The sequence below is a fragment of the Ruegeria sp. BHSA118 genome (assembly GCF_059613405.1).
Window position 1 is genome coordinate 17,870 of record NZ_JBXWSM010000006.1, and the last position, 17,631, is coordinate 35,500.

The window sequence follows — 17,631 nt, forward strand, 5'->3', positions numbered from 1 at the left end:
CCGGTTGCCGAGGCGTGTTGGTTCGGCAACCGGTTCAACTCCGGCGTATTCAGCGCGGGCAGGACGACGGCAATGAAACTGAACCAATGGGTGGCTCATTTCTTGCCCGGTGTCCCATCGAACTTCTTCTCAAGCGATGTCCAGCAGTCGATGTAGTCATCCTGCAACGGCGCTTCGGTGGCGGCAAACGGGGTCAGGTGCTGCGGGAAGCGGGTTTCGAACATGAACGACATTGTCTGGTCCAGCTTGTCCGGCCCCAGGTTGGAGTATGACGCCTTATCGAAGGCTTCCCTGTCGGGGCCATGCGGGATCATCATGTTGTGCAGGCTTGTGCCGCCGGGAACAAAGCCCTGCGGTTTCGCGTCGTACTGGCCGTAGATGTTTCCCATCAGCTCGGACATGATGTTCTTGTGGTACCACGGGGGGCGGAACGTGTCTTCCATCACCATCCAGCGTTCACGGAACAGGACAAAGTCGATATTGGCCGTACCGGGCTGGCCGGAAGGAGCCGTCAGAACGGTAAAGATCGACGGGTCGGGGTGGTCAAACAGGATCGCGCCAACCGGGCAATAGTTGCGCAGATCGTATTTGTAGGGTGCATAATTGCCGTGCCACGCCACCACATCCAGGGGGCTGTGCCCGATTTTTGTGGTGTGGAACTGGCCACACCATTTGATCGTCACGGTCGACGGGGCTTCACGATCCTCATAGGCAGCGACCGGAGCCTTGAAATCGCGCGGATTGGCCATGCAGTTGGCCCCGATTGGTCCGCGACCCGGCAGTTCAAATTTCTGACCGTAATTCTCGCAGACAAAGCCGCGCGCAGGGCCTTCCAGAACCTCGACCCGGTACAGCAATCCGCGTGGAATGATCGCGATTTCCTTGGGCTCCAGATCGATGATTCCCAGTTCTGTCGCAAATCGCAGGCGCCCTTCCTGAGGCACAACCAGCAATTCGGAATCAGCCGAGAAGAAATAGTCATCGACCATGGATTCGGTGACCAGATAGATGTGGCTTGCCATTCCGACCTGTGTGTTCACGTCACCTGCGGTCGTCATGGTCCGCATACCCGTCATCCAGTTCAGACCTTCATCGGAGTGCGGGATGGGATCCCAGCGATACTGGCCCAGGCTGATCACATCCGGGTCGATGCAGGGGGCCGATTTCCAGTAGGGCAGATCGATTTTTTCATAACGGTGCGAATGCTTTACGGACGGGCGAATGCGATAGCACCAGGTGCGCTCAGGCGGGTTGGCGGTAAAAGCCGTGCCGCTCAGCTGCTCTCCGTAAAGACCATAGTTGCACCGTTGCGGGCTGTTCATCCCCTGCGGCAGCGCCTCGGGCAGCGCCTCGGTTTCAAAGTCGTTCCCAAAGCCTGGCATATAGCCTGCATGAGTTCCGACAGGCGTCGCAGCCTGTGTCAGCGTGTGCGGATCAGTCGGACGATTCATTGCGTTTTCCTCCGTTTGCTGCTTGTCGGTTAATAGTTGATTTTGTAACTAACAAGCATGACACAAGACGAATCTGAAAAAAATGATGACTTTTTCCTGCAAAATTTTCTGCCCTTCCTGCTGAACCAGGCAGCCGAGCGCGCCTCGCTTGAGTTTCAGGCAGTTTACAAGGGCCGCTATGGGATGCTCAGAACTGAATGGCGGGTATTGTTCCATCTGGGGCTGTTTGGCGAGATGACTGCCAAGGAAATCGGCGCGCGTGCCAGAATGCACAAAACAAAAATCAGCCGTGCAGTCGCCAAACTGGAAGAGCGTCGGTACCTGAAGCGTGCACGGGACGAAGCGGATCGGCGGGCGGAATGGCTGACACTAACACCAGCAGGGCAGGCTGTGTATCGTGACCTGCGCGGCGTTGCTGCCAATTATGATGCCAAATTGTCGGGACTGTTCAAACCGGAAGAGGCCGCGTTGCTGCGTCAGATGCTGCAAAGGTTGTCCGGTTTGGACTGACCTATGGCAATTGATGCGGCGCGCCCCCAAATGGGGATCATGCTTGATACGGACAACGAAATGACCTTGCCAGATTCCGCTTCAGTTTTCACACATTCTCTGATCGAATGGCTGGTCAGCAAGGGGCTGGAGGGCGCCGGGCAGGAAGAGCTGTTGGAAGGGTTTTGTACCCGATTGGTGGATATGGGTATTCCGTTGATGCGCTTTCACGCGGCGCAGTCGGCCCTGCATCCGGTTTACGGCGGCACCGGATACAGCTGGTACAATGGCACGGGCGGTGAATCCGAGAAGTTTGAATACACGGAAACGCCCAGCGAAGTTTGGCAGCAAAGCCCGCTTTATGCGCTGCTGAACGATGATCTGAATGAAATCCGGGTCAAACTGGTCGATCATAACGAACCCAGTCGATTTCCCCTGCTGAATGAGCTGCGTGAGATCGGAGCGACCGATTATTATGCCACGGGCCTGTCATATGAAGGGGCCGATCAACTGCGCCCCTCCGGCACGAAAAAGGTCAGCGACGGTGTTCTGATGTCCTGGACCAGCGACGCGCCGAACGGATTCGAAGACAGCGATCTGAACCGAATACAAACTGTACTGCCGCATTTAGGGCTGGCGCTCAAATCCGCCAAGAACCAGGATCTGGCCAAGGATCTGATGCGGGTCTACCTGGGGCGGGATGCCGGTCGCCGGGTTCTGTCGGGTGAAATTCGGCGCGGGTCTTTGCAGCAAATCGATGCGGTGATCTGGAATTTCGACCTCGAAGGATTCACCACGCTGTCCGAAGACCTGCCGGGGCATGAGATCATCGACATGCTGAACGACTATCTGGCCGTCGCCGTGGGTGTGGTGCATGACAAGGGCGGCAACATCCTGAAATTCATGGGTGACGGGCTGATGGCAATGTTCGATGTCGGAGAGATCGACGAAGACGCCCGTGCCGCGCTTGATGCCGTGCCCTTGTTGCAGTCCCGCATGGATGAACTGAACGCAAGGCGCCGCGCGCAAGGTCTGCCGGTGGCCAACTATACGCTGGCCTTGCATTCGGGCGAGATTCTCTATGGCAATATCGGGTCCGAGACGCGGCTGGACTTCACCGTGATCGGCCCGGCTGTCAACCAGGCCGCCCGCATTGCGGGAATGCACCGGTCTTTGGGTCAGAGGATCCTGATCTCGGACGATGTCGCCCGCGCTGCACAGCCCTGCGCGCAAGAGCTTGTCTCGGTCGGCCGTTACATGCTGCGCGGCGTGAATGAACCGAAAGAGCTGTTTACGGTATACAGCCCCGGCGGGCCATCGGAAACCAAGTGAAACTGCGGCTATTCCTTACAGCGGTGCCGAAGCTGAAAGACGCGATGGAACGCCTTTAACCCGCCGGGATTGATCGGATAATCGCGTATGGTGTGGATTTGAGCCAGTATCTGTTTCGAACCCAGATCCACCGATGCTGCACCGGGGACAAACGACAGAACCTCACATAATTCTGATATCTGCCGGAAAAGGTGACCCAAGCCGGTTTTGGGTTTTGCCAGCTTTCTTCCTGCTGCCATGAATCCATGCCGACTTGGGTTTTGCCAGTTTCAATCCATGAAGAACTCAGCCTCCGTTTGAGTTCGCCAGCGGCGGCTGGGCAAAGTCATTGGCTGGCGGTGTCAGGTCCGCGGCTCCGGTTCCGGGCATCAACTCGAACCCAAGATCAAACTGGTCCAGAGTCGAAGCCAATTGCGCCACAACATCGGTGTTGCCCTCGGATTGGGCGGTTCCGTCCGCCAGCATATCGACAAGCTTGCTCTCTCCGGTCATGACTTTTTCCAGATCTGCTCTGTTCAAGACGATCGACAGGTCTGCGTCGGGTACCTTTCGATCAACGATGTGGGTCAGCGTGGCGTTGCTCATTTCAACTACGATGTTTTCATCCCGGTCCGGAATCGACAGGTTGATCGTGAATTCCATACCCGCCGCTTTTTCGCTGTTGACGCGGATGGCTATGAAATCAAGCCACATTGAGGTTTCCATCGCCCGGATCGTGTCAGGGCCGGTGGTTTCGATGGTTGCACCTTGCGGGATGCCGTTGCGCAATTCGTAAGCGGCACCAAGGAACGAGTTGCGAACCGAAGGGCTTTCTTTTTGATAGCCGATCTGTTCAAACGCATCAGCCAGCAGGTCCTTGGCTTGCTGATTTTCCGGTTCGGCATAGACCAGTTTGTTCAGGATCTCGGTTGCGTGCAAGTATTGCCCCGCGTCAATCAAGTCCTGCCCCTTCGACAGGATCGGATCGGCACCGCCCATCATCTCGACATACAGTGGTGCGCTGTCCTTGGGTGACAGAGGCGTCAAGGTGGTGGGGTTCGCATCCCAATACCCAAGATACCGGTTGATCACTGCCCGGCTGTTATGTTCGACCGAGCCATGATAGCTGCGCGCGGCCCATTGCTGCCGAAGACTTTCGGGGACCTCATAGACATTATGGACCTCATTGATGGTCACACCCTTGTTGGCCAGATTCAACACTCCGTTGTTGAGGTTGGCGTAGGTGTCGCGCTGTGCACGCATGACCTCTTGAATGCGATCATTGCCGAAACGCGGCCAGGAATGTGAGGCGAACATCAACTCAGCGTCCTGCCCGAACTCATAAAGCGCGTCGTTGATATGCTTCGACCAGCTGAGCGCATCGCGGACCAGCGCGCCGCGCAGGGTATAGATGTTGTGGATTGTGCCGGTGATGTTTTCCGCAGCCCAGAACGCCTTGAGGTCGGGGAAGTAGGTGTTCATCTCGGCAGGGGCTTCGGTGCCGGGCGTATTCTGGAAGATCATGCGCACACCGTCGATGGTGATCTCTTCATAATCGTCCGAGACATAGCGGGTCGGCTCGATCAGGCCGGTGGTTCCGGCCGAGATGTTCTTGCCGATCGACTGATCCACATGACCATGCGGATCGCGCGGCAGCAGTACACCATATTGGAAGAACAGACGGCGGTTCATCACGTTGCCGGCATAGACGTTCTCGGACACGGCGTGTTCCATAAAGCCTTCAGGTGCGATGACCTCGACCCCATTGGCCACATCTTCATCGGTGATGACACCACGGACACCGCCGTAATGGTCGGCATGTGAGTGCGAATAGACAACCGCCTTGACCGGCAGTTCGCCTACCGTGTCGTTCAACAGCTTCAACGCGGCAGCGGCAGTTTCTTTCGAAGCCAGCGGATCAAAGATGATCCAGCCGGTATCGCCCCGGATGAACGAGATGTTCGACAGGTCGAAACCGCGGACCTGATAGATTTTGTCGTCCAGAATCTCGAACAGACCATAGTTCATGTTCAGGATCGCCTGACGCTGCAGCGACGGGTGGATCGAGTCGAACTCCTGACCCTCTTCCAGCAGGAAATCATAGCTGCCGATATCCCAGGCGACGGTGCCGTCTTCGGTTTTGATCTGGCGATAGTCGGGAACCGCGATCAGACCCTTGCGGCTTTCTTCAAAATCGCGCTGATCTTCGAAAGGCAAAGAGCCACGCATCTGCTCCTGAAATTCGACCGTGAATTTCGATGGTATCTTGCCCTTGGGGTCAAAGTGATCCTGCGCGACCCCGGCACCAGCCGTCAAAATCGAAAGTGCGGTAGAGAACAAAAGTGTATGTCGGCGTGCCATGTTCAAACGGTTCCTGTCGAGTTGAATGCAAATAACGAAAGCGACAAGGAAGCAGCAATAAAACCACACCACTAGGGAAAATCAGACCGTCCGCACGGGACGGTTTCTGTTTTGAACACAAATGCCACTTCCTTGAGGCTCCGGCGCCTGCCTGCGTGGCAAACTGCACGTTCCTGCTAACCTGAGAAAAAGATCAGTGAAGTGCGAACATGTTGCCACCCGAGTTCAATCCCATGTATGAACGTTCCCAAAGCTCTCTGAGTGTTTGATTTGTAGTAACTTTTTGCGGGACCGGGGTTCTTCAGGTGGGCATATCGGAAAATGACATTCGGGCGCAGTTGCACCGTCTTCTGAAGCATCACGATTTCTCCGCCACACCCCAGCGCCGCGCGTTTCTGTCTTATATCGTGGATGAGTATCTGGCCGGGCGCGCGGACCAAATCAAAGGCGTGTCCATCGCCATGTCCGTTTTCGGCCGGGATGAAACTTTCGATCAGCAAATTGATCCGATTGTCAGGCTTGAAGCCAGGCGACTGCGTCAAGATATCGACGGCTACTATGCCGGGCCCGGCCGATCAGATCCCATTCGATTGACCATTCCCAAGGGGGGCTATGCCCCAAGGTTTGAAAGCGTTGCCCCTCCGGCGGAACCAGTACCGGCACAGCCTGCGCCCCCTCATGTTTCCGTCTTCGGCCCCCGGCGATTTTTCAGGGCTGGATTGGCTGTTTTCGGGGCTTTGATGCTTTGCGCTTTGATCTGGGTTTCTTTTTTTGCATCGCCCACAAGAACGGCTCAGCTCTCGGTTCAACCGTTGCCGCAGGGTCCTGTGGTCGCGGTACTGCCATTCGACACTCTGGGTGAGGGGCCGAGCTATTTCGCCGATGGCATTACACAGCAACTGACCAGCGAGTTGGTCCGGTTTCGTGATATTTGGGTTCTCCCTTTGGGCAGTGTGCGGAGATTTTCGCAAGGCGGCACGGATTCACACGCTTTGCGCGCAGAGTTCGACGCGGATTTCGCGCTGGAAGGCAGTGTCATGGACATGGGCGACACGGTAGAATTGTCTGCCCGTCTCATAGACCTCAAGAGCCAGCGCTACATCTGGGTTCACGAATACAAGGTTGGCAGCTCACCCAGCGACATCTATGGCGCGCAAGACATGATCATACAGGATGTGATCGGAAAACTTGCGGGTAAATACGGTGTTCTTACGCAAGACGCGATGAAGAAGGCGGCGCGCACCCCGCCCGGAAACCGTGATGCCCTTGACTGCGTATTGAGTTACTACAACTACCAGGTCACAATCGATCTTGATCGGCACCACGCAATCAAGGCCTGTATCCTGAGAGCGCTTGAACAAAACCCCGACTATGCCGAAGCGTGGGCAGTACTGTCCAACCTGTATCTTCAGCAAGTCCGGTTTAGTCTTGGCGGAGACCGCCAAGAGCTTTTTGCCGCCGCGGATGCGGCTGCGCGTCGGGCTGTGGAGATTGATCCAAATTTGGCTGCCGGGCATTTGATGCTGGCCAACATGCGCTTTGTTCTTGGCGATATTCAGGGGTTTCGCCAGGCGGGTCAGGTCGCAATTGATCTGAGCCCGAATGACACGGCCGTTCTGGCGCATTACGGAATGAGATTGGCCTTCAGTGGCGAATGGGACGAAGGGCTGACCTTCGTGGAACGGGCCATCTCCCTGAACCCGGTCCATCCGCACTGGTATCATTTCCCGCGTGTCTTTTATGAGTTCGATCAGGGAAACCACCAGCAGGCCCTGACAATTCTGGATCAGATCGACATGCCGAACTTCTTTTGGACGCATCTTTGGGGGGCTGCCTTGAATGGTGAGTTGGGGCGTCAAGAAGCGGCCCAGGCGTCATTGAAGGAACTGCGGGCGCTACAGCCAGATTTTGCATCAAAGGCGCGGGACATTTTGTCAATCTGGCAATTGGATGACTCGTTTCAGAGGAAACTGATGAACAGTCTTCGCAAAGCCGGCCTGCAAGCCGAAGCTTGACGACATCTGTCCGAAGGAAATCTTCGAAGCCGGGAATTCTGAATGCCGCCGCCCCCGAGCCGTGCCGAGGTGTCGGCGGCGGGCCCGACCGTCACGTCGCCGAAGTTCAGCCGCAACTGACCGCCCGTGCTTTCACCGCATCCGGCCACCGACAAAGCCCGCTCTCGAAGATCCCTTCGCCAGGCGATCCGGGAAATGCAGTCCGAGCATCCAACGCGAAACGTACTGCACATCATGAGATAGACATCGCCTCGCGGGCCAGGCCGGAGCGAGCAGCGTGACGCTCAGCCACCGCGCAGCTCACTTTGTCGGCATGGCGGTCGCCGGGACAGCTGATCAGAAATCAATCTCCACACCCGGCAGGTTCAGCTCTTTCATCATGTCACGCAGTTCCTGCCGGGCTGCGATGTTCGAGATGTTCAGCTGTTTGACGCCGATGTCCTTCAGGTCCAGCAGGGTCAGGCCGCGCGGGAACAGTTCGCGGAAGATAACCCGCTCGGAAAAGCCCGAGGCGACCCGAAAGCCGATGCGCTGCGACAGCATCTCGATCGCGCGCTGCATCTTTTCCTTGTTGACCATGCGCTGCGTACCGACCCGGTTGCGGACAACGACCCAGTCGATCGGCTTCAGCCCCGCCTGTGCCCGCAGTTGACGAGCGTTCCAGACCATTTCGGAATAGACCGACGGGCCAAGGATCTTCTCTCCCTTCGAGTCGATCCGCGCCAAAAGGTCGAAGTCAATGAAGCTGTCGTTCAACGGGGTGATCAGCGTGTCGGCCAGCGAATGCGCCACCTGACTCAGACGGGTGTGAGACCCCGGGCAGTCGATCAGAATAAAGTCGCTGTCGCTTTCCAGTTGGGATACGGCAGCAGACAGGCGATGGTCATAGATGTTCTCGCCCGGTTTCAACGTTGCGGCATCGATCTCGGGCAGGTCGTGATGGCGCGGGCTGGGCAGGGTCAGGTCCGAGCTTTTGAGGAAGTTGTTGCGGTTCTCGAAGTATCGCCCCAGACTGCGCTGACGCAGGTCCAGATCCAATGTGCTGACCTTGTGTCCCAATCGGGCCAGCGCGGTCGCCACATGCATCGACACGGTCGATTTGCCTGCGCCACCCTTTTCGTTCCCGACCACAATGATATGTGCCATGCTTGTATTCCCAAGTCCCGCCGTGTTTCACTACACGTTGTTGTCAGCCACTATATGTTGTGTCGGCGGCGAAGGAAAGAACCTCAAGCGGCGCTTTCGGGCAATATCAGACTCTAATCGGGAAAACCCAACGCCGTGCACGGTTTACACAGGGCGCTTGCCATTGCAATGGCTGTGATTCACTGTCGACAAACGGTTTCGGCAAGGAGTTTTTTGCTTGGAGCACCTGTTCCTGAATGTTTTGAACGTGGTTCTGCCTGTCCTGATTTGCGCTGGTATTGGCTATGTTCTTGCCGTGATTCAGGCGCCTTTCGACAACAAGGTCATTGGCGGGATCGTCTCAAAAGTCGGCTATCCGACATTGATCATTTCTCATCTGTCGAGCACCAAACTGGCCGTGGGCACGTTTCTTGACATGATGACCGCCGCTGCCCTTGCGGTGGCCGGTTTCGGGGTGTTGGGGTATGTCGGGCTCAAGGTTCTTCGCTTGCCGGTGAGGGCATTTCTGACGCCGTTGATGCACGGGAATGTCGGCAATATCGGCCTGCCAATCACTTTGCTGGCGCTGGGCGATGCAGGTATGGCCTATACCATGGCTTTCGTGGTGGTTGTGCTGATCAGCATCTTTACCGTCGGCATGTGGATCCCGGCCGGAGAATTCTCGCCCGGGAAACTGGCGACATCCCCGATTATCTACGCCGTGGGCCTCGCCCTGATCCTGATGGCAACAGGGCAAAGCCTGCCGCAACCGGTCGCAAAGTCCTTTGACATCTTGGGTGGATTGTCGATCCCGCTCATGCTGCTGACCCTGGGGCATACGCTCGCGACGCTGCGTGTGAAAAGCCTGGGTCGCGCGGTTCTGCTGACGGCCCTGCATCTGGCGATGGCCGTTGCAATTGCCAGTGTTCTGATCTGGTTGTTTGGTTTCACGGGAACGCAGCGGGGTGCGCTGATCCTGTGCTGCCTGATGCCTTCTTCCGTGGCGACTTATCTGTTTATCGACCAGCATGTTCCGGAATACGGGCCGGATGTGGCGGGGTTCATTCTTGTCTCGACGCTCAGCACTGTGCTGGTGCTTCCCGTTGCGCTGTCTTACTGGATTTGACGCAACCCTATGCGCAGGGCCAGAAATCGTTAAACTGATAATGATTGTAGTCAACAATCTTGGTCAGTAGGTGTTTTATGGGCGATGAGAGCTCGGCACGTGTTTCTCCGCAGTCCCGCGCTCGCGTGGTGCTGGCCATGACGGCCATCTGCATGATGGTCGTGGGATTCAACACCACTGCTGTGACCACCATATTGCCCAATCTCAGGGCCGAATTCGATTTGACCCCGTCAGGTTTGCAATGGGTGATGGCCACGTATTCCGTGACCAGCGCCACGCTTGTCTGCATCGTCAGCCGGCTGGGTGACATTACCGGCAAGATGGGCGTGTTCTTTTTCGGCATGATTGTCTTTGCAATCGGGTCCGCCTTTGCCCTGTTGGCGCAGGACGGGGCCATGCTGCTCATCGGGCGCGGTGCGCAAGGCGCGGGCGCGGCTGCTTTGTTCGGCACGTCCCTGTCACTGTTGACGGCGGCCACGCCCGAAGAGCAGCGCGCCAGCGTAACCGGCATCTGGGGGGCGATTGTCGGTCTGGCGATCGGTGTCGGGCCCATCGTCGGAGGCGCTTTCAGCCATTATGTCAGCTGGCGCGCGGTTTTTGCAGCCGACCTGGTTCTGCTGGCTGTGGCCTTTGCCATCGGGCTGCATGTCAGCAAACGGAGATACGTTCCCGATACCCGTCTTGCCGGGGCAAAGTTCGATTATGCGGGGGCCGTTGCTATTCTGTTTTTCCTCGGGCCATTGTCCTTTGCACTCAGCAACGGGGAAAGCGGCGGGTGGACTTCGCCCCTGACACTGGTGCCCCTGGGCGTGGCAGCCGTGTCGACAATTGCGCTTGTCATCGTATCCCGCCGCAGCGACGACCCGTTGATCGAGCTGCGATACTTTCGCCATCCGCGTTATCTGATGGCCGCGGCAGGGATGTTCTTTACCGGATTCACGCTGTTCTGCTTCTTCGTCTATTTCAATACATTCGTCCAATCGCCCGATGCTTTTGGGTATTCGTCCATCGGTGCGGGTCTGGCGATCATGCCGCTCAGCCTCAGCATGTTTGTCATCTCGGTCACCGCCCCCCGCTTTCTTGCCCCCTACAGCTTTCAATGGCCGATCGCCATTGGCCTGGGGGCGATGGCCTGCGGGTTCCTGCTGCTGATGACAACCGCGAACACAACGCAGTTTTCGGAAATCTGGTGGAAGCTGCTGATCGTCGGTGTCGGGTTGGGCATCTGCTTTTCGCTGTTGCCACGTCTGGGCCTGCGCCTGCTGCCCGAGCAGCATGTGGGGCAGGGTTCTGGGGTCATCAACGCCTGTCTCTATTTCGGAGCAACCCTTGGTGCCGTGGTGGGCGGTCTGGCTGAAGCGATTACCAGACGCCGAGGTCTGTCCGAGGTGATCGACGCGTTGCCTGCCGGGTCAACCCAGCGTGAGGATCTGGCCCATGCGCTGACACATGGAACGCCGAACCAGATACAGCAATTGATCTCAGGGATGGATCCGACTGCGGGAGATACATTGGCGAAGGCCCTGCGGGATGTGCAGGACAACGCCTTTGACAATGCCATGTTGGTTGCCGCGATTGCGGCACTGGCCGGAATGACGCTGGCGCTGATGTTGTTGCGCGGGCCGGTTCCCCCTGTGCACAGTGCGGCGGAATTGACCCGCAATCCGCGACAACCAAGCCCCTAACCGCCGAGGTAAACCCCTTTCTGCGGGCGAAAGAAGACCTTCTGATCGTGTAGCTTGCCCAGAAGTTCGTGAATGCGCCGCAACGTGTCTTCCCGGTCGGTCTTGCTGTCCTCTGGTTCACCCGAAGCAGCATGTGACAACGAAGCGATCGAGTCGCGCAATGCCGTTTCAATCAGATCCATATCATCGACTGAAAGCTCGATCATGTCATTGTACTGGGGCATGTCCGGATCTCCGTGGAAGCTGAGCGTTGGTCAACCGGAGTGTAGCATCCCTGGGCCTTTGCCAAAACGCATCTTGTTCGGTTAGTCCGGTTTCGCGTCCATAAGACACATGGAAGCTTCCAAAAAAAAGGCCGCCCCCAAGGGACGGCCTTTCGAAATCGAAACCAGTCAGACTTAGAAGCCCAGACCTTCGTATTTCTTTTTGAACTTCGACACGCGGCCGCCGGCGTCCATCAGGCGCGACGAACCACCAGTCCATGCAGGGTGCACGGAGGGGTCGATTTCCAGAGCCAACTGGTCGCCTTCGCTGCCCCAGGTGGATTTCATCTGAACCACGGTGCCATCGGTCATTTTGACGTCGATGAAGTGATAATCGGGATGGATGTCTTTTTTCATCTTTCCGTTCCTTACGCTTCGGCGCCAGCCTTGGGCTTGTAGTTCGTGACCTCTGCGATACGCGCGGATTTACCGCGGCGGGTGCGCAGATAGTACAGTTTGGCGCGACGAACGCGGCCACGGCGGACAACGGTGATGCTGTCGATGTTGGTCGAATACAGCGGGAACACACGCTCCACGCCTTCGCCAAACGAAATCTTGCGAACGGTGAACGAACCGGCAATGCCATTGCCGTTGTTGCGCGCGATGCAGACGCCTTCGTAGTTCTGCACACGGGTGCGCGACCCTTCGGTCACCTTATAGCCGACACGAATGGTGTCACCGGCCTTGAAGTCGGGGATGTCTTTCCCCAGGGCGGCAATCTGTTCCGCCTCAAGCTGTGCGATAAGATCCATCGCAGGTACTCCTATATGCTCGTGGTTGGCCCACGAAGTTTGGGCACGGCCTGAGAGCTCTTGGTCTTCACCGGGTCCTGCGTACAGCCCGCCAGAGGTCAGATCGAATGTTCCTTTGGTCTGGTTTGATCTGACACATCCCCGCCGAAGAAAGCCGGGCTTTTAGCCGAGTATCAAACCAAAACACCGGAGTCGCAGAATGCGGCACCGGATTGCGGTCGTTTAAGGGTATTGTGTGCCGGGATCAAGAACAAATCGTATGGCGTAGCAGTGGGAATCCGCCTTTCGAAAATCCCACCGTTGCCACAGCGCTCAGATCAGGCATTCTGAAGGAAATTGAAAGAGCAGAAATTTCAGACAGGACCCCATGATGCGAATTGCACTTATGCTGACGATTGCAGCCGCTTTGCTTATGTCGTGCGGGCGCGGCGGCCCGAAACCGCAGGTCGTGGAGCCCACGCCGGGCGTGGACAGGACAGCACCGTCCGTAATCTATCCTGATTTTGGTGACGCCGATCCGCATGACTGGGAGGGCCGCCACCCCGGCCTGTATCCGATCCACGGGCTTGACGTCTCGCGCTGGCAGGGACCGATAGACTGGCGCAAGGCCAAAGCTTCGGGCGTAAGCTTTGCGTTTCTGAAAGCAACCGAAGGCGGCGATGTGGCGGATCCGATGTTCGACGACCACAGGCGCGGTGCTCAGGCGGCGGGCGTGCCGTGGGGGGCTTATCATTACTATTATTTCTGCCGATCGGCCCGGGAACAGGCGCGTTGGTTCATCCAGAACGTCCCGAAAGGGGCTGACCTGCCGCATGTGCTTGACATGGAGTGGACGCCGCATTCCAAGACCTGCACGTTGCGGCCCGATGGCAGAACCGTTCGCGCCGAAGCGCAGCGCTTTCTGGACATTCTCGAACGGCATTATGGCCGGCGTCCCATCGTCTATACGACGGTGGATTTCTTTGCGGATACGGATATCGGGCGTTTGCCCAAAACCGAGTTCTGGTTGCGTTCCGTCGCGGGCCATCCGCGTCAGGTCTATCCCCGCACGGTCTGGCGGTTTTGGCAATACACCGGCACCGGGCTGGTGCCGGGGGTTCAGGGCAGGGTGGACATCAACACGTTCAACGGCACTCCAGAGATTTGGGCCAGCTGGAAAGCGCGCCGCTAGTTTTTGGCTGTTCAGTAGGTTTCGATAGTGCCGCCCCCGACCAGGTGGTCCAGCCGCCGTTCGCGTTCATCACCGAAGGCGTTGCGCACCCAGAACGATTCACCCGCGGTCAGTTCGCGCCGCTCGAAACCACGTGCGCGCAGGCAGCGATCAACCTGATCGATTTCGCCCTGTTGACGCAGCTCGTCCTGAAATGGCGCGGTGACCGCAGGCCCGATGATGATGCCCCAAAGCAGGATATTGGTTGCATAACCGCCGATTACGGCGCTGTTGCCGCCCTCGTCAGCTTCCTGAGAACAGGAAACAACGGCAACCTTCGCAGAGTGCAGATTGTGACCGGCTTGCGTCGGAACCGACATCCCAAGCGGTTTGGTGGTACAGGCGGAGGCAACCAGTAACGCGCCAAGCAATAACTTTTTCATAATGCCTTCTATTTCACTTCTTGTTACCCAAAAAAACTATGGGACCTGGAGGTGAATAAGTTCAGGTGCGTTCAACTTCAAATGGCATTCTGACAAACATCGAAACTGAGGCATCCCGGCCACAACGAGCGGGTCTAGTCCTGGGATTCTGATGTGGCTTTGACATAATCTGCCCAGATATCAGGACGCCGTTCGCGCGTGATGTCTTGTGCCATTTTATGCCGCCATTCCGCGATCCGGCCATGATGGCCCGACATCAGAACCTCGGGGATCGGGCGCCCTTTCCAATCTGCGGGGCGGGTATACTGGGGGTGCTCCAGCAAACCCGAGGCAAAACTTTCTTCTTCCGTCGAAGCCTGATTTCCAAGCACTCCGGGGATCAGCCGTACCGTGGCATCGATCAGGGCTTGTGCCGCGATTTCGCCGCCGGTCATGACGAAATCACCCAACGACACCTCTTGCACGCCATAATGTTCCAAAACGCGCTCGTCCACGCCTTCAAAACGACCGCACAGAAGGGTCATGCCGTCACAACGGGCAAGATTCTGCATCATGCGCTGGTCCATTCGACGCCCGCGCGGGCTGAGGTAGATCAGCGGCCAGTTCCCTTGAACGCCTGCCATCGCATGTTCGATCGCGTCACCCAGAACATCCGCCCGCAGAACCATGCCGGCGCCACCCCCGGCCGGGGTGTCATCAACGTTGCGATGTTTGCCTATACCGAACTGTCGCAGATCCACAGTTTCCAGTTGCCAAAGCCCCTCCTGCAAGGCCTTGCCTGTCAGGCTTTCGCCCAGAACACCGGGGAAGGCGGACGGGAACAAAGTGATGATCTTGGCTTTCCAGACCCCGTGCAGGTCAGGGCTCGGCGTCATCAGCTCGCGTGGTTTTAGGGCAGGACGGATCGCCTTGCGGCCATGGGATCTGCTGGGTTTCTCTGTCATGTCTGGCGGGCCAGTTCGTTCTGTGCGGATTGAATCAGAGCTTTCTTCTGGGTGATCATGGCGGCGTCGTCCAGCGAGGATCGATTCAGCGCCAGGATTTCCTGAAGAACATCGTCTGAAAATGTTGGCGTGCCATGTGCAGGCCGGACAAGCTGCGACGAAAGCTCGGGTGGCAGGTTCAGAAATTCGGCCAACGGCGCGCCTGCACCAAGGCGGTGGTTCTGCAACGCCTCCGTCCACTCCGTTCTGACCGTGACGGATGGCAACCGATTCCGGACGGCATCAGCGGTTTCCTGAAGGGATGGCAGATGGGCAAGGTCGGAAGAAAAGGCGTCCAAATCCTGCACGATGCGTGATTTCTGCAAATCATGTGCCCAGAGGCTGCGCAACCATTGATCGCGCTGGCGTAAGGACAGGTATACAGCAATATCCACTTCCTGCCCTACGAAACGGCGGCGCACCACGCTGACCAGGGTATTCGCCAGTTCCGGCGCAGCCCCATAACCTTCGCTTTTGTTTCTGCTGGGGCGCAGGCCCAGTAAATTCTCTTCGCTCAGGATCAGCCCGCGACGTGTTCCGAAATCCAGACTGTCGAGGAATTCGCGCATCTGGCCACCAAACACTGCCAGAGTCGCATCCAGACGATAGATCGAATGGCGTGTGGCTGCTTCGCTCAGCCCCAGCTTGCGGGTTTTATACGGAAGAACCAGCGAATAACGCGGCCAGATCAATTCCCGGTTTTGATACAGAAAGGACTGTGCTGCGGTCATACCTGTCTTGTGCAGGCCCAGATGCAGCAGGACCCGACGCATCAGATCAGGCCTTCGGGCGGGTCGGCCACGATACGGCCTTGTTCCAGATCCACCGTGGGTACAACCTGCATCGTGAAGGGCAGCAAAACGGTGGTTTTCAAACCCGGCCCGTGCAATTCCAACAAGTCTGCGGCCCCGTGGTTCTGCACCGATTTGACCTTGCCCAGCAGGGTGCCTCCGGTGTCATAGACGTCCAGCCCGATCAGGTCGTTGTGGTAGAACTCATCATCGGGGAGCGAAGGCAGCTGATCGCGCCTTGCATAAAGGCGCAACCCATTCAGGGCATCCGCCTGTTCCTTGGTTTCAACGCCACCAAGGCGGGCCGCGAATCCGTTCTTGATGGTGCGCGTCAATACCACCGGGTAACGCTCTTTGCCCGCTTCATCGGTCAGCGGCGAATAGGTCTCGATATCTTCGGGAACGGCGCAAAAGCTTTTCAGCCTCACCTCGCCTCGCACACCGTAAGCCCCCGAAACGCTGCCGACGCAGATCAGATCACTCATTGGCTGCCCCAGTCGTCAAACATATCCCGTTTCTCCATTCGCCAAGCCCGTTGCAGGCTTCGCGCTGGTTGTTGCGCTCGAAAAACACGCCCACAATAAAGGCGATCAGAAGCAGAATGGGAAGTCGTATCAATCCGAACATGAGGTCTTACCGTGTTTCGATCGTCAGGTCCTGCGCCCGGGTTTCCCAGCCGACCTGTTCCAGTTCAGGTGTATCCGACATCTGTTCCGGCCGGCCGACACAGAAATAGCCGATCAGACGCCAGGTTTCGGGAACATTCAGATCGCGCGCCATCTGGTCGGGGTCCAGAATTGAAACCCAGCCCAGCCCCAGCCCTTCCACCCGAAGTGCAAGCCAGAACAAAGTGATCGCGGACACGACAGAGTAGCGCCGCATCTCGGGCATCGTGCCAGCGCCAAGTCCCAGCCCTTTTTCGGTGCTGTCGTCGCAGAAGACGGCCAGTTGCACAGGTGCTTCCTGCATCCCGGAAAGCTTCAGGCTGCTGTATAGCTGCGCCTTGTCACCTGAGTAGCCCGCCAAAGCGTGGTCATTGGCGGTGCGAAAATTCTTCAGCGCTGCGGCCCTTGCCGCTTCGCTTTCGACGCGGATTACGCGCCAAGGTTCGCTGAGCCCCACCGAAGGGGCCAGTCGAAATGCGTCGAGGCAGCGCGCCAGCACTGCCTCGTCAATCGCGTCGCCGCGGAACCGGCGCACATCGCGCCGGAGCCGCAACAACAGGTCGAACTGCGTGCGAAAATCGTCTGTAAAGGGGTGATCCCGCACGCGTGCGCCTGCTTATTCTTCTGCAGCTGCTTCTTCAGCCGGAGCAGCAGCGGCTTCGGCTGCTTCAGCGGCCTTGGCGGCTTTCTCTTCGGCGCGCTCCTGGGCTTTCTTGCCCGGAGTTCCCTTGTTGGGGTTGTTGCGCTCGGCCTTGTCACGGGCACCAGCAGCTTCCAGCATGCGCGCGATACGGTCGGTGGGCTGTGCGCCCTGGTCCAGCCAGTACTGGATGCGCTCCATGTTCATTTTCACGCGCTCTTCGCTGTCTTTCGGCAGCAGCGGGTTGTAGGTGCCCAGTTTCTCGATGAAACGGCCATCGCGTGGCATACGGCTGTCAGCCGCAACAATGCGATAGAAGGGACGTTTTTTCGAGCCGCCGCGGGCGAGACGAATTTTCATTGCCATGGTGGTATCTCCTTT

General features: G+C 57.6%; 18 protein-coding genes. 6 read left to right on the forward strand and 12 right to left on the reverse strand.

Annotation, left to right across the window (positions count from 1 at the left end):
• Nucleotides 1-95 precede the first annotated feature (95 nt).
• Complete coding sequence (gene hmgA / locus AC2FNN_RS03210) at nucleotides 96-1,451, reverse strand: homogentisate 1,2-dioxygenase (protein ID WP_496756550.1); 1,356 nt, start codon at nucleotides 1,449-1,451, stop codon at nucleotides 96-98.
• Nucleotides 1,452-1,508: 57 nt separating this feature from the next.
• Between hmgA and AC2FNN_RS03215 the strand changes: the two genes are divergently transcribed.
• Both AC2FNN_RS03215 and AC2FNN_RS03220 read left to right on the forward strand, forming a co-directional pair.
• On the forward strand, nucleotides 1,509-1,961 hold the full coding sequence (locus AC2FNN_RS03215) for a MarR family winged helix-turn-helix transcriptional regulator (RefSeq protein ID WP_496756551.1): 453 nt from the start codon (nucleotides 1,509-1,511) through the stop codon (nucleotides 1,959-1,961).
• 60 nt (nucleotides 1,962-2,021) lie between these two features.
• The gene (locus AC2FNN_RS03220) at nucleotides 2,022-3,272 is read left to right on the forward strand and encodes an adenylate/guanylate cyclase domain-containing protein (protein WP_496756674.1); all 1,251 of its coding nucleotides are present in this window, start codon (nucleotides 2,022-2,024) and stop codon (nucleotides 3,270-3,272) included.
• A gap of 285 nt (nucleotides 3,273-3,557) precedes the next feature.
• Here AC2FNN_RS03220 and AC2FNN_RS03225 read toward each other — a convergent pair whose 3' ends face one another.
• Nucleotides 3,558-5,612, reverse strand: a complete 2,055-nt coding sequence (locus AC2FNN_RS03225; protein WP_496756553.1) for an alkyl/aryl-sulfatase — start codon at nucleotides 5,610-5,612, stop codon at nucleotides 3,558-3,560.
• A gap of 305 nt (nucleotides 5,613-5,917) precedes the next feature.
• Between AC2FNN_RS03225 and AC2FNN_RS03230 the strand changes: the two genes are divergently transcribed.
• Nucleotides 5,918-7,627, forward strand: coding sequence for a tetratricopeptide repeat protein (locus AC2FNN_RS03230; protein ID WP_496756554.1), 1,710 nt, complete (start codon nucleotides 5,918-5,920; stop codon nucleotides 7,625-7,627).
• A 336-nt stretch (nucleotides 7,628-7,963) separates the two neighbouring features.
• On the opposite strand, the gene AC2FNN_RS03235 is transcribed toward AC2FNN_RS03230, so the two are convergent.
• Nucleotides 7,964-8,773 (reverse strand): division plane positioning ATPase MipZ, encoded by an 810-nt coding sequence (locus AC2FNN_RS03235; protein ID WP_152457022.1) that lies wholly within the window; start codon nucleotides 8,771-8,773, stop codon nucleotides 7,964-7,966.
• A 217-nt stretch (nucleotides 8,774-8,990) separates the two neighbouring features.
• On the opposite strand from AC2FNN_RS03235, the gene AC2FNN_RS03240 reads away from it, so the two are divergent.
• Complete coding sequence (locus AC2FNN_RS03240; RefSeq protein ID WP_496756556.1) at nucleotides 8,991-9,878, forward strand: AEC family transporter; 888 nt, start codon at nucleotides 8,991-8,993, stop codon at nucleotides 9,876-9,878.
• Between the two features lie 77 nt (nucleotides 9,879-9,955).
• Nucleotides 9,956-11,563 carry an MFS transporter gene (locus AC2FNN_RS03245; protein ID WP_496756558.1) on the forward strand — a complete coding sequence of 536 codons (1,608 nt, stop codon included), beginning with the start codon at nucleotides 9,956-9,958 and terminating at the stop codon, nucleotides 11,561-11,563.
• Here AC2FNN_RS03245 and AC2FNN_RS03250 read toward each other — a convergent pair.
• The 3 genes from AC2FNN_RS03250 to rplS all read right to left on the reverse strand — a co-directional run bounded on the left by AC2FNN_RS03250 (nucleotide 11,560) and on the right by rplS (nucleotide 12,578).
• Nucleotides 11,560-11,787, reverse strand: coding sequence for a hypothetical protein (locus tag AC2FNN_RS03250; RefSeq protein WP_496756560.1), 228 nt, complete (start codon nucleotides 11,785-11,787; stop codon nucleotides 11,560-11,562). The two genes, AC2FNN_RS03245 and AC2FNN_RS03250, sit on opposite strands and share 4 nt — an antisense overlap.
• A 174-nt stretch (nucleotides 11,788-11,961) precedes the next feature.
• Entirely contained in the window at nucleotides 11,962-12,183 is a 222-nt protein-coding gene (rpmE, locus tag AC2FNN_RS03255) for a 50S ribosomal protein L31 (RefSeq protein ID WP_480679567.1), read from the reverse strand.
• A gap of 11 nt (nucleotides 12,184-12,194) precedes the next feature.
• The gene (gene rplS, locus AC2FNN_RS03260) at nucleotides 12,195-12,578 is read right to left on the reverse strand and encodes a 50S ribosomal protein L19 (protein ID WP_152457026.1); all 384 of its coding nucleotides are present in this window, start codon (nucleotides 12,576-12,578) and stop codon (nucleotides 12,195-12,197) included.
• Nucleotides 12,579-12,948: 370 nt separating this feature from the next.
• On the opposite strand from rplS, the gene AC2FNN_RS03265 reads away from it, so the two are divergent.
• Nucleotides 12,949-13,749, forward strand: coding sequence for a glycoside hydrolase family 25 protein (locus AC2FNN_RS03265; protein ID WP_496756561.1), 801 nt, complete (start codon nucleotides 12,949-12,951; stop codon nucleotides 13,747-13,749).
• Between the two features lie 11 nt (nucleotides 13,750-13,760).
• Here the strand turns inward: AC2FNN_RS03265 and AC2FNN_RS03270 are convergent, their stop codons facing one another.
• The 6 genes from AC2FNN_RS03270 to rpsP form a co-directional block, all read right to left on the reverse strand.
• Nucleotides 13,761-14,171 carry a hypothetical protein gene (locus AC2FNN_RS03270; protein WP_496756562.1) on the reverse strand — a complete coding sequence of 137 codons (411 nt, stop codon included), beginning with the start codon at nucleotides 14,169-14,171 and terminating at the stop codon, nucleotides 13,761-13,763.
• Nucleotides 14,172-14,305: 134 nt separating this feature from the next.
• Nucleotides 14,306-15,115, reverse strand: coding sequence for a tRNA (guanosine(37)-N1)-methyltransferase TrmD (trmD, locus tag AC2FNN_RS03275; protein WP_496756564.1), 810 nt, complete (start codon nucleotides 15,113-15,115; stop codon nucleotides 14,306-14,308).
• On the reverse strand, nucleotides 15,112-15,927 hold the full coding sequence (locus tag AC2FNN_RS03280) for a hypothetical protein (protein ID WP_496756565.1): 816 nt from the start codon (nucleotides 15,925-15,927) through the stop codon (nucleotides 15,112-15,114). The genes trmD and AC2FNN_RS03280 overlap by 4 nt, the downstream gene beginning before the upstream one ends.
• Nucleotides 15,927-16,430, reverse strand: a complete 504-nt coding sequence (gene rimM / locus AC2FNN_RS03285; RefSeq protein ID WP_496756566.1) for a ribosome maturation factor RimM — start codon at nucleotides 16,428-16,430, stop codon at nucleotides 15,927-15,929. The genes AC2FNN_RS03280 and rimM overlap by 1 nt, the downstream gene beginning before the upstream one ends.
• Before the next feature lie 148 nt (nucleotides 16,431-16,578).
• A complete protein-coding gene (bluB, locus tag AC2FNN_RS03290; protein WP_496756567.1) occupies nucleotides 16,579-17,214 on the reverse strand; it encodes a 5,6-dimethylbenzimidazole synthase in 636 nt (211 codons plus the stop codon).
• 12 nt (nucleotides 17,215-17,226) lie between these two features.
• A complete protein-coding gene (gene rpsP / locus AC2FNN_RS03295) occupies nucleotides 17,227-17,616 on the reverse strand; it encodes a 30S ribosomal protein S16 (protein ID WP_010437590.1) in 390 nt (129 codons plus the stop codon).
• Between the last annotated feature and the right edge of the window lie 15 nt (nucleotides 17,617-17,631).

Excerpts from the sequence above, each read along its gene's own strand:
- AC2FNN_RS03280 (WP_496756565.1), bottom strand. The coding sequence starts at position 15,927 with ATGCGTCGGGTCCTGCTGCATCTGGGCCTGCACAAGACAGGTATGACC.
- AC2FNN_RS03225 (WP_496756553.1), bottom strand. The coding sequence starts at position 5,612 with ATGGCACGCCGACATACACTTTTGTTCTCTACCGCACTTTCGATTTTG.
- AC2FNN_RS03265 (WP_496756561.1), top strand. The coding sequence starts at position 12,949 with ATGCGAATTGCACTTATGCTGACGATTGCAGCCGCTTTGCTTATGTCG.
- rplS (WP_152457026.1), bottom strand. The coding sequence starts at position 12,578 with ATGGATCTTATCGCACAGCTTGAGGCGGAACAGATTGCCGCCCTGGGG.
- hmgA (WP_496756550.1), bottom strand. The coding sequence starts at position 1,451 with ATGAATCGTCCGACTGATCCGCACACGCTGACACAGGCTGCGACGCCT.
- AC2FNN_RS03250 (WP_496756560.1), bottom strand. The coding sequence starts at position 11,787 with ATGCCCCAGTACAATGACATGATCGAGCTTTCAGTCGATGATATGGAT.
- trmD (WP_496756564.1), bottom strand. The coding sequence starts at position 15,115 with ATGACAGAGAAACCCAGCAGATCCCATGGCCGCAAGGCGATCCGTCCT.
- rpsP (WP_010437590.1), bottom strand. The coding sequence starts at position 17,616 with ATGGCAATGAAAATTCGTCTCGCCCGCGGCGGCTCGAAAAAACGTCCC.
- rpmE (WP_480679567.1), bottom strand. The coding sequence starts at position 12,183 with ATGAAAAAAGACATCCATCCCGATTATCACTTCATCGACGTCAAAATG.
- AC2FNN_RS03220 (WP_496756674.1), top strand. The coding sequence starts at position 2,022 with ATGACCTTGCCAGATTCCGCTTCAGTTTTCACACATTCTCTGATCGAA.
- AC2FNN_RS03270 (WP_496756562.1), bottom strand. The coding sequence starts at position 14,171 with ATGAAAAAGTTATTGCTTGGCGCGTTACTGGTTGCCTCCGCCTGTACC.
- AC2FNN_RS03235 (WP_152457022.1), bottom strand. The coding sequence starts at position 8,773 with ATGGCACATATCATTGTGGTCGGGAACGAAAAGGGTGGCGCAGGCAAA.
- AC2FNN_RS03245 (WP_496756558.1), top strand. The coding sequence starts at position 9,956 with ATGGGCGATGAGAGCTCGGCACGTGTTTCTCCGCAGTCCCGCGCTCGC.
- AC2FNN_RS03215 (WP_496756551.1), top strand. The coding sequence starts at position 1,509 with ATGACACAAGACGAATCTGAAAAAAATGATGACTTTTTCCTGCAAAAT.
- rimM (WP_496756566.1), bottom strand. The coding sequence starts at position 16,430 with ATGAGTGATCTGATCTGCGTCGGCAGCGTTTCGGGGGCTTACGGTGTG.